We start from the raw sequence: 11,034 nt of genomic DNA on the forward strand, positions 1-11,034 counted from the left end.
GTCCTTTTCCTCTCCCGGCTCAGACTAGCTGACGGCCCTTGGCGTCAATGGCGTTGGCGACCGCTTCATCCGTCGCCTCATCCGGCAACAGCATCTCGTTATGGGCTTTACCAGACGGGATCATCGGGAAGCAATTGGCAAGGTTGGCAACACGGCAATCGAAGATAACCGGCTTCTTGACCGCGATCATCTCGGCAATCTTGTCGTCCAGCTCTTTCGGGTCGTCGCAATACATGCCAACCGCGCCATAGGCTTCCGCCAGCTTGACGAAATCGGGCATGGCTTCGGTATAGGAGTTGGACAGGCGGTTGCCGTGCAGCAGCTGCTGCCACTGCCGCACCATGCCCATATACTGGTTATTGAGAATGAAGATCTTCACCGGCAGGCCGTATTGGATGGCGCAGGACATTTCCTGAATGCACATCTGAATAGAGGCGTCACCGGCAATGTCGATAACCAGCGCATCGGGATGCGCAACCTGAACGCCGATGGCGGCCGGCAGGCCATAACCCATCGTGCCGAGACCGCCCGAGGTCATCCAGTGGTTAGGCTCCTCGAAACCGAAGAACTGCGCCGCCCACATCTGATGCTGGCCAACTTCCGTGGTAACGTAGGTGTCGCGTCCCTTCGATGCCTCATAAAGCCGCTGCAGCGCATATTGCGGCATGATGACATCGTTTGAGTTCTTGTAGGCGAAGGAGTTGCGGGCGCGCCAGCGTTCGATCTGCGCCCACCAATCCGCCGTCTGCGCCTTCTCCGGCTTCTTCGGCAGGGCGCGCCACAAGCGAACCATATCTTCCAGAACGTGGCTGACATCACCGATGATGGGAACGTCGACGCGAACCGTCTTGTTGATCGAGGACGGATCGATATCGATGTGGATCTTCTTCGAATTCGGCGAGAAGGCGTTGATACGGCCGGTAATCCGGTCGTCGAAACGCGCGCCGACGCAGACGAGAACGTCACAATCATGCATCGTCATATTGGCTTCGTAGGAACCGTGCATGCCCAGCATGCCGAGCCAGTTCTTGCCGGAAGCCGGATAGGCGCCGAGGCCCATCAACGTCGAAGTGATCGGAAAGCCGGTCAGCTCGACCAGTTCGCGCAGCAGGCGGGTGGCTTCCGGGCCGGAATTGATGACGCCGCCGCCGGTATAGAAAACCGGCTTCTTTGCCTTGGACATCAATTCGATGGCGGCATGGATGGCATTGAGGTCGCCCTGAACCTTCGGCTTGTAGCTCTTCTGCTGAATGGCGGCGGAAGGCGGCGTATAGGTGCCGGTGGCGAACTGGATGTCCTTCGGAATATCGACAACAACAGGACCCGGACGGCCGGTCTGCGCAATGCGGAAAGCCTCATGGATGATGCCAGCCAGCTCGTTGACGTCCTTGACCAGCCAGTTGTGCTTCGTGCAGGGGCGTGTGATGCCGACGGTATCGCATTCCTGAAACGCATCCGAGCCGATCAGCGTGGTGGGAACCTGGCCGGACAGGCAGACGAGCGGAATGGAATCCATCAGCGCATCCTGCAGCGGTGTGACCGCATTGGTCGCGCCGGGACCGGAGGTGACGAGCATGACGCCGACCTTGCCGGTCGAGCGGGCATAACCTTCGGCCGCGTGGCCGGCGCCCTGCTCGTGGCGCACGAGAATGTGCTGGATGTCTTCCTGCTGGAAAATCTCGTCATAGATCGGAAGAACGGCACCGCCGGGATAACCGAAGATGTGCTCGACGCCATTGTCCTTCAGCGCCTGCAGAACGATCTCCGCACCTGTCATGCGATTGCTGTTTTCCGTATTGTCCTTATCCGTCATTGCCTGTTTCCATCCCGCTTTGGCTTTGGATATCGAGGAGCCCGAGGGCCTGTTTGAAGACATAAAAAAAGGCCCCTAGAGGAGCCTCGTTCAGCGCATGGGTGCTTTCGCCGGATGGTTACACCATCCTGCCCATGCGCCGTCCCACCACGATAAGTACGTTAAGATTTTTCATGGGCCGGAGTGTTAGCTACAAAAGCCCCAGCCGTCAACGCATTTTGCGGGAAAAAATCGCCGTCGCCTTCTTTTATTACTTTAAATCGCACCCCCACGAAATTTTCGAATACGGCAAGTACACATGTTGTTAAGCATAATCGTCTATATCAGGAGGGCGACTGTTGCCCGAACCACCGCGATCATCCGCATGTCACGGGAAAAGATGTGACGAACGACACGTTTCATAGCGCGTCCCGCATGGGCGAAAACGAACGGCGATCCGGCGAGCAGCCGGCGAACCGCATGCTCGGCCGCGTTATCGCCTGCGACGGGTCGCGCGCAACGATCGCCGCGGAAACGGAAGCGGGTACCACGGATGTCTCGCAACTCTGGTCCGTCGGTCGATTGATCTCCATTGAAATGGGTACGAGCCGCGTCGCAGCCCTCGTCTTCGCCATGCGCACGAGCGAAGAATTTTGGGCGGCGGACAGACCGAACAGGCTTCTGATCGACGTCGAAATGGTCGGCGAGGTCTACCGCACGGAGGACGGCAGCGAGCGCTTCTCCACGGGCATTTCCCGCTACCCCTATCTCGGCGCGGTGGCGCACCGCATCCGCACCACGGATCTTACCAAGATTTTCGACAGCAGCCGCCGTGATGCCTGCGTGATCGGCAAACTGACCCAGGACGACAGCATCAATGCCGCCATCGACATTCCGCAGATGCTGTCAAAACATTTCGCCGTCGTCGGATCGACAGGCGTGGGCAAGACGACAGCGGTATCTCTGCTTCTGAACAAGGCAATCGAAACAGACCCGAAACTGCGCGTCCTCATCCTCGATCCGCATAATGAATTTGCCGCCGCCTTCCCGGACCATTCCGTCGTCATCGACACCGACACGCTGGACCTGCCCTTCTGGCTGATGCGCCTCGAGGAATTTGCGGAGGTCATATTCCGCGGCCGCAGGCCAGTGCCGGAGGAAATGGATTTTCTCCGTGACCTCATTCCGGAAGCCAAGAAGGCGTTTCGCGGCACCGATGGGTCCGCTGTCCGACGCACTTCCGATAAAAGTGCTATTACACCCGATACGCCGGTGCCCTATCGCATCGCCGATCTTCTCGCCCTCATCGACGAGCGCATCGGCCGGCTGGAAGGACGCGGCGAAAAACCGGCGCTGCGATCGCTGAAAGGCCGCATCCTCTCGGCCATCAATGATCCGCGCTATAACTTCATGTTCTCCAGCAACACGATCAGCGACACCATTCTGGAGACAGTCGCACATATTTTCCGCATTCCCGGCGATGGCAAGCCGATTTCCGTTTTCCAGCTGTCCGGCATTCCCTCCGAAGTCGTGAACTCGGTGGTCTCGGTCCTGTGCCGCATGTCGTTTGAACTGGCGGTCCTCGCGCGAGGATCGCTGCATATGCTTGTCGTGTGCGAAGAGGCGCATCGTTATGTGCCGGCAGACCCGGAGCGCGGCTTCTTCCCGACCCGGCAATCCATTGCCCAGATCGCCAAGGAGGGCCGCAAATACGGTATTTCGCTCGGCGTCATCAGCCAGCGGCCAAGCGAGCTTGATCAGACAATCCTGTCGCAATGCTCGACCGTCTTTGCCATGCGGCTGTCGAATGAGATCGACCAGAAGATCATTCTGTCGGCCGTACCGAACGCCTCGACCTCGACCACAAGCTTTTTATCGTCCATCGGCAACGGCGAAGCCATCGCTTTCGGCGAGGCCGTCAGCGTGCCGATGCGAATGCGTTTCGACCGCGTGCCGACAGCCAAGTTGCCGAAGGCGAGCGGCGCGGTCAGCCATGCGCCCAACGAGACGCCCGACACGGTGGACCTGAACAGCATCGTCACCCGCATGCGCGCCACGACAAAGCCGGTCATCAGCGGTTTCCAGCAGAGCTTTGAAGCCTCCTTCCCTGATTTGCCGGAACCGGTGCCCGCGCCACAGCAGCCGCCAGATGTGAGCCGCTGGAAACAGGAATTGGGCGCAACCGCTGGCGCTCACGAGCCCTACCGGCCGGACATGCTGCCCGGCCGTACAGTCGCGCCGCCGACAGGCCCGTCCAAGACCGATCTAGCTTCAACCGCCGTCAACGAGCTTCGCAAGGCGAGCCTCCAGATGCAGGCGCAGAATGGTCCGCCACCAACCGAGAGCCGCCCTTCGCTGCGCGACAGCCTGTTGAAAAAACCACTCGGCAGTCTCTACCGAAAGGACTGAGCCGCCCTACGGTTGGATACGCGTCCAGTCGTCTCCCATCTGGTTGCGAAACCATGTCATCTGCCGTTTGGCATATTGGCGGGTCGCCGCTGCCGATCTTTCGATCACCTCCGCCTCACCCACGCGCCCGGCCAGCATATCGGCGATCTGGGCAACCCCGATCGCCTTCATCGCCGTTGCGTCGGGCGCTAGGTCAAGCGCGAGAAGCGCTTCCACTTCCTCCACCGCACCGCTTTGCATCATGGTCTCGAAGCGGCGATTGATGCGATCGTGCAGCACCGACCTTTCCGGCAGAACGACGATTTTTTGGGCGCGCTCCGGATCGACAATCAACGGTCCCTTCGCCTGCTGAAAATCCCGGATCGATTTCCCCGTTGCCTCGAGCACCTCCAGCGCCCGGACGATGCGCTGCCCGTCCCCCGGCTGGAGCGTCTGCGCCATGGGCGGATCGCGGCTCACCAATTCGGCGTGAAGTTTTGCCGCCCCCTCCTCGATCAACCGGGCGCGCAGCCCTTCACGAATGTCATCGGGAACGGCGGGCATGTCGGAGAGGCCACCCGTCAGCGCCTTGAAATAAAGCCCCGTGCCGCCGACGATGACCGGAAAGCGCCCCTGCCCGCGCAAATCGGCAAGGAGGGCTATAATGTCCCGCAGCCACTCGCCTGTCGAATAGAGGCTGCTGGCCGGAACATGGCCGTAAAGCAGATGAGGCACGCCTTCCATTTCCTCTTCGGATGGCCGGGCGGTCAGCACCCGCAGCGTGTCATAGACCTGCATGCTGTCGGCATTGATGACGACGCCATCCCGCTCCCGCGCTAAGCGAAGCGCAAGCGCGGACTTGCCGCTTGCCGTCGGTCCGGTTATCAGGATCGCATCAAAATTCTCATCAAGGTTTTTCATCATGGCTCTCGTTGCCACGCTTATCGCCAATCCGTCAAATCCCGTTCTGACACCGGCCCTCGGCGAAGCGGCCGCAAAGGCGGTGAGCGCATCCGGGCTCTATTGGCTGGCCGATGGCATCGCCTGCGATATCGCCCTGTCCTCCGGCACCGCGGCTGAGCAGGCGCGAGGCGCGATTGCCGCCACGCTCGCCGGAAAGCCGATCGATATCGTTATCCAGGAACAGGATCAACGGCGCAAGAAACTGCTGATCGCCGATATGGATTCGACCATGATCCAACAGGAATGTATCGACGAACTGGCGGCCGAAGTCGGGTTGAAGGAAGAGGTGTCCGCCATTACCGCCCGCGCCATGAACGGCGAGATCGCGTTCGAGCCGGCGCTGCGCGAGCGCGTCGCCCTGTTAAAGGGCCTGCCTGTCTCCGTCATCGACGACGTCATCGAAAAGCGCATCACGCTGACACCGGGTGGCAGGGAACTCATCGCCACCATGAAGGCGAAGGGCTACTACACGGCCCTCGTGTCAGGCGGCTTCACTGTCTTCACGAGCCGGGTTGCCACAACGCTCGGTTTTGACGAAAACCGTGCCAATCTGCTGGGTGAAGCCAATGGCGAACTTGACGGTACCGTTGCCGAACCCATCCTCGGCAAACAGGCCAAGGTGGATGCGCTGACCGACATTGCCGAAAAGCTCGGCATCTCGCCTGATGAGGCAATGGCAGTCGGCGACGGCGCCAACGATCTCGGCATGCTGCACGTTGCCGGTGCCGGCGTTGCCCTGCATGCGAAGCCCGCCGTCGCTGCCGAAGCGCAGATGCGCATCGACCACGGCGATCTCACCGCGCTTCTATACATTCAAGGCTATCGCAAGACGGATTTCGTCGTTCCATGATCATTCGCGAGACAGAGAGACTCATTCTGCGCGAGTGGAAGGAAAGCGACCGCGACCTGTTCCGCGAAATCAACGCGGATGAAAAGGTCATGGAATTTTTCCCCTTCCGCCGAAGCCACGCGGAAGCGGATGCGGTGCTCGAAACCATCAACGGCATGATTCGCGGCAGCGGTTACGGCTTCTACGCCATGGAACTGCGCGAGACCGGCGAAGTCATGGGGTTCTGCGGCATATCCCCCGTCATGAACCTCGATCCGCCCTTCCCGATCGGCACGATGGAAATCGGCTGGCGGCTCGCTACTCGCTTCTGGGGGCATGGTTATGTGACCGAAGCCGCCCAATCGCTGCTCGTCATGGCCTTCGATGAAAAGGAGACGCCTGAAATCGTCTCCTTCGCCGTCCACGACAACCACCGTTCGACGGCAGTGATGGAGCGCATCGGCCTGAAGCGCGACCCGTCGCGCGATTTCGACCATCCGCGCGTACCGGAAGATACCCACCCGCATCTGCGGCCGCACGTGACCTATGCGCTGACGCTGGAGGAATGGCGGGCGCGATAACGACACCGACTCGCCTTTTCAGACGGTCATTTCACCGCGGCATTGCCGCCATCGGCAAACAGCGCCGCGCCTGCGACGAAGCTTGCCATCGGGCTTGCGAGAAAGAGCGCCGCCTGCGCAATTTCTTCCGGCTCGGCGATGCGTTTCATGGCATGCAGCCCGGCGGCCCACTCCTTTTGCGCCTGATCCCCGGCCATGGGCGTGTCCACACCGCCGGGCAGCAGCGCATTGGCCCGAATGCCATTGGTGGCATAGTCGGCGGTAATGCCCTTCACCAGCCCCATCAACCCCGCCTTCGCAGCACCATAGGCCGACATGCCCGGTATACCGACGCTGGTGCCGACGAAGCTCGAGGTGAAGACAATAGATCCGCCGCCCCGCTGCAACATCGCAGGGATCTGATAGCGCGCACCCAGAAAGGCGGATGTCAGGTTGACGTTGAGGACATAGGCCCATTCCTCAGGCGAAATCTCCGCCATCGGCTTCGGGGCACCCACGGCGCCGGCATTGTTGACGGCGATATCGAGCCCGCCGAACACGCTGGCGGCCGCATCCACCAGCCGCGCATGTGTTTCCGCAACACCGGCGTCACCGGCAACGGCGTGCACACGGCCACCGGCTCCACTGATTTTGTCAGCGACCTCATCCAGCGCCTTCTCGCCGCGCGCATTGATGACGACGGCAGCGCCCTGGGCGGCAAACAACGTCGCTGTCGCGCGACCTATTCCTGACGACGCACCGATGATGATCGCGACTTTATTGTCGAGTAGTTTCATGTCCTTGACCTCCGTTCAATGGAGGCCAAGGGATAGGGAGATGACGAGGCCGCAGCCACCCGATTCCTGATGGACCGGGCTGAAATCGCCTATTCCAGCGGCAGCGCTACAACGCGCAGATTGCCCTGGGCATCCGCCACCATCATATGGGCGTTCTTGCGGCCTTCCGATTTCAGCCCGTTGACACGCACCAGCACATCGCCTGGAACTTCCATGAAATCCTGACCAACTTCGACGATAACGTCGCCGGCCTTCATGCCCTTCTGTTCGGCGGCGGAACCGGGCTCGACGCTGGCGACCAGCACCCCTTCCACGCTTTCGGCAATGCCCTTTTCGCTGCGCAACTCATTGCTGAGCACCACGAGATTCATGCCAAGGACGGTCTGCGGTGCCTCGCGCACTTCAGGCGTCTGGTCCTGCGCCTGATCGTCGGCACCATCGTCGTCTTCAGGGGCAACCGTGCCACCATCGCCGTCTTCGCTCTGCTGGTCTTCGGCCGACGCCTTCTCATCGGTCGTATCCTGCAACTGGCCGAGCTTGACCTTCACGGTCTCTTCCTTGCCGTCGCGATAGACGACAACGTCGACTTCCTTGCCCACAGGGCTTTCCGCCACGATGCGCAACAGGTCGCGCATTTCATTGATGTCCTTGCCGTCGAATTTCAGGACAACATCGCCGGCCTGAATTGGGCCGTTCTCTACCGGACCACCCTTCGCAACGCCGGAAATGAGCGCGCCCTTGGCGCTATCCATACCGAGGCTCGCGGCCACGTCATCTGTGACGGGCTGGACACGAACGCCGAGCCAGCCGCGGCGTGTCTCGCCGAATTCGATGAGCTGCTGGACGATATTCTGCGCAAGCTCCGTCGGCACGGCAAACCCGATACCGATCGAACCGCCGCTCGGCGAAATGATCGCCGTATTGATGCCGATCACCTCGCCCTTCATGTTGAAGAGCGGGCCACCGGAGTTACCCTTGTTGATGGCCGCATCCGTCTGGATGAAATTATCATAGGGGCCGGCATTGATATTGCGGCCACGCGCGGAAATCACACCCACGGTCAGCGACCCTCCGAGACCGAAGGGATTGCCAACGGCCATCACCCAATCGCCTATGCGCATGCTGCGCGAATCACCGAACTTGACGGCCTTCAACGGCGCCTTCGGCTCCACCTTCAGGACGGAAAGATCAGTCTTGGTATCGGTGCCGACCAGTGTCGCCTTGAGCTTGGAGCCATTCGGGAAAATCACCTCGATGGCGTCAGCGCCTTCGATCACGTGGTTATTGGTGACAACATAGCCGGCAGGGTCGATCACGAAACCGGAGCCAAGCGAATTGACCTTTTCGCCGCCTTCCGGCTTCTGGCTGTCGAAATAGTCCTTGAAGAACTCCTGGAAGGGCGAACCTTCAGGCAGTTTCGGCGGAACCGGGCCCTTGCCCTCTGTCTTGACGTTCTGCGAGGTGGAAATATTTACCACCGCATCGAGCAGCGGCGCGGCCAGATCAGCGACCGATTCCGGCCCATGGCTCTGCGCTCTTGCCGCAACCGGCACCGCAAGGCTGCCCGCCATGAGCGCGATGCCCGCGACTGCGGCAATGCTGCTGCGAAAGGGCGAAAGAAGGGTCACGGCCATAAGCGTCCTCGCGTTTCAAATCGTCATGCCCTGCATATATCGTCAAAGCATAAGGCGGAATGATGAAGTGTAAAAATACCTTTTCGTGAACAGGCGTGGACGCCATGCCCCTGACCACAGCTTTGGCACGAAATCTGACCAAAAAGAAAGGGCCGGTAAAAACCGGCCCCTCCAAAATCAATCGATCCGTTATCAGTTCGCCGGCGCTGGCGCCGCGGGAGCGGCAGGGGCTGCCGGAGCGGCGGGGGCCGCACCGTCGATGTTGTTGAAGTAACGGAAGAAGGTCGAATCCGGCGACAGGACGAGTGTCGTGCCGTTGCCATTCAGCGCGTTGGCATAGGCCGACATCGAGCGGTAGAACTCGAAGAAGTTGGGATCGCGCTGGAAGGCCTCGCCGAACACCTTGTTACGCTCGGCATCGCCTTCACCGCGCAGCACTTCGGACTGGCGACGAGCGTCGGATTCCAGTTCCACGACCTGACGGTCGGCGATGGCGCGGCGACGCTGCGCTTCTTCGTTACCGCGGGCGCGGATCAGTTCGGCCTCGGCCAGACGTTCCGACTTCATGCGCTCGAATGTCTGCTGCGAGACTTCCTGCGTCAGGTCGGTACGGCGGATGCGGACATCCACAATGCTGATGCCGAGCGATTCCGCATCGGGGCGCAGATCGTCGCGAACTTCCTGCATCATCGACGCGCGTGCATCCGACAGCGCCGATTCAAAGCCGCGCAAACCGTAGACCCGGCGCAGCGAGGCGTCGAGGCGGGTGCGCAGGCGCGATTCCGCAGACATCTGGTCGCCCGACACCGTTTGGCGGAAGCGGCGCGCATCCGTGATGCGATAGACCACGAAGGCATCGACCTCGTAGAACTTACCGCCGGAGACCTGAACGCGGATATTGTCATGATCGAAACGCAACGCGCGGTTTTCGACATATTGGACGCGATCGGCATCCATGAAGGCGAAGGGCAGCTTGAAGTACAGGCCCGGCGACGTTTTCACGTCCTGGATCTGACCGAAGCGGACCACGATGGCCTGCTGGCGCTCATTGACGACGAAGATCGAGGAATAACCCAGGAAAAGCAGGATGGCGAGACCGACGAGAACGGCCGTAAGACGGTTGCTCATATCAGTTGCCTCCCTGCTGTGCTGCGCCCGGATTGTTGCGCATGATCTCGTTCAGAGGCAGATAAGGCACTACGCCCTGTTTCTCGTCGATGATGATCTTGTTCGAGCCCTTGAGGACCTGTTCCATCGTTTCGAGGAACATGCGCTGACGGGTCACGTCAGGCGCCGTGCGATATTGGTCATAGATCGAAACAAAACGCTGCGCTTCACCCTGTGCCTCGTTAACGACGCGCGACTTATAGGCGTTCGCTTCTTCGAGAATCTGCGCGGCCTGACCGCGCGCGGCACCGAGCTTCTGGTTGGCGTACTGGTTGGCTTCCTGAACGAAACGATCTTCGTCCTGTTCGGCACGCTGCACTTCATCGAAGGCGTCGGCCACTTCACGCGGCGGAGCTGCATCTTCAATAGCCACGGCATTGATGGAGATGCCGGCGCCATAACCGTCCATCGTGGACTGGATGATGCTGCGCACATCGGCCGCAATCGCCTGACGGTTATCGCGGAAAATATCCTGTGCCGGACGACGACCGACGACCTCGCGCATGGCGCTTTCGGAAACCTGCTGCAGGGTTTCAGCCGGCGTGTCGACGTTGAAGAGATAGGATTTCGGATCGGAGACCGTGTAGAGCACCGAGAACTGGACGTTGACGATGTTCTGGTCGCCGGTCAGCATCACGCCGCTGGATGACGACGAAGACGCACGCGAGCCGATATTCTGCTGCTGCTCCGTGACCTTGACGATTTCCACCGTCTCGATCGGCCAGAGATGGAAATGCAGGCCCGGCATCGAGATTTCGTCCTTGGGACGGCCGAAACGCAGCTCGACGCCGCGCTCGTCCGGCTGGACGGTGTAGATGGACTGAATGCCGATAAAAACCAGAACGACAAGAACCACGATGGCGACAACGCCGCCATTGAAACCGCCGGGCAGCACATTCTTGAA

9 protein-coding genes are annotated in these 11,034 nt (G+C 60.4%); 3 read left to right on the forward strand and 6 right to left on the reverse strand.

The window, feature by feature from the left end:
* Positions 1-19: 19 nt before the first annotated feature.
* Positions 20-1,813, reverse strand: a complete 1,794-nt coding sequence (locus tag ACUTJJ_RS12770) for an acetolactate synthase 3 large subunit (RefSeq protein WP_445542409.1) — start codon at positions 1,811-1,813, stop codon at positions 20-22.
* Positions 1,814-2,194: 381 nt separating this feature from the next.
* Here ACUTJJ_RS12770 and ACUTJJ_RS12775 point away from each other — a divergent pair, with 381 nt between their 5' ends.
* Positions 2,195-4,201 carry an ATP-binding protein gene (locus tag ACUTJJ_RS12775; RefSeq protein ID WP_445542410.1) on the forward strand — a complete coding sequence of 669 codons (2,007 nt, stop codon included), beginning with the start codon at positions 2,195-2,197 and terminating at the stop codon, positions 4,199-4,201.
* A gap of 6 nt (positions 4,202-4,207) precedes the next feature.
* Here the strand turns inward: ACUTJJ_RS12775 and miaA are convergent, their stop codons facing one another.
* Positions 4,208-5,104, reverse strand: a complete 897-nt coding sequence (gene miaA / locus ACUTJJ_RS12780; RefSeq protein ID WP_445542411.1) for a tRNA (adenosine(37)-N6)-dimethylallyltransferase MiaA — start codon at positions 5,102-5,104, stop codon at positions 4,208-4,210.
* On the opposite strand from miaA, the gene serB reads away from it, so the two are divergent.
* Together serB and ACUTJJ_RS12790 are read left to right on the forward strand one after the other, a co-directional pair.
* Positions 5,103-5,993, forward strand: coding sequence for a phosphoserine phosphatase SerB (gene serB / locus ACUTJJ_RS12785; RefSeq protein ID WP_445542412.1), 891 nt, complete (start codon positions 5,103-5,105; stop codon positions 5,991-5,993). The genes miaA and serB overlap by 2 nt on opposite strands.
* Positions 5,990-6,553, forward strand: a complete 564-nt coding sequence (locus tag ACUTJJ_RS12790) for a GNAT family N-acetyltransferase (RefSeq protein ID WP_063949279.1) — start codon at positions 5,990-5,992, stop codon at positions 6,551-6,553. Before serB ends, ACUTJJ_RS12790 begins: the two co-directional genes overlap by 4 nt.
* A gap of 26 nt (positions 6,554-6,579) precedes the next feature.
* On the opposite strand, the gene ACUTJJ_RS12795 is transcribed toward ACUTJJ_RS12790, so the two are convergent.
* The 4 genes from ACUTJJ_RS12795 to hflK all read right to left on the reverse strand — a co-directional run.
* Positions 6,580-7,329: an SDR family oxidoreductase gene (locus ACUTJJ_RS12795; RefSeq protein WP_445542413.1), complete on the reverse strand. Its 750-nt coding sequence runs from the start codon at positions 7,327-7,329 to the stop codon at positions 6,580-6,582.
* 89 nt (positions 7,330-7,418) lie between these two features.
* Positions 7,419-8,963, reverse strand: coding sequence for a Do family serine endopeptidase (locus ACUTJJ_RS12800; protein ID WP_296069133.1), 1,545 nt, complete (start codon positions 8,961-8,963; stop codon positions 7,419-7,421).
* Between the two features lie 192 nt (positions 8,964-9,155).
* Entirely contained in the window at positions 9,156-10,091 is a 936-nt protein-coding gene (gene hflC, locus ACUTJJ_RS12805) for a protease modulator HflC (RefSeq protein WP_063949282.1), read from the reverse strand.
* Position 10,092: 1 nt separating this feature from the next.
* On the reverse strand, positions 10,093-11,034 hold a 942-nt coding region (hflK, locus tag ACUTJJ_RS12810; protein WP_445542414.1), incomplete at its 5' end, for an FtsH protease activity modulator HflK.

It is taken from the genome of Agrobacterium sp. DKPNP3 (genome assembly GCF_052686535.1).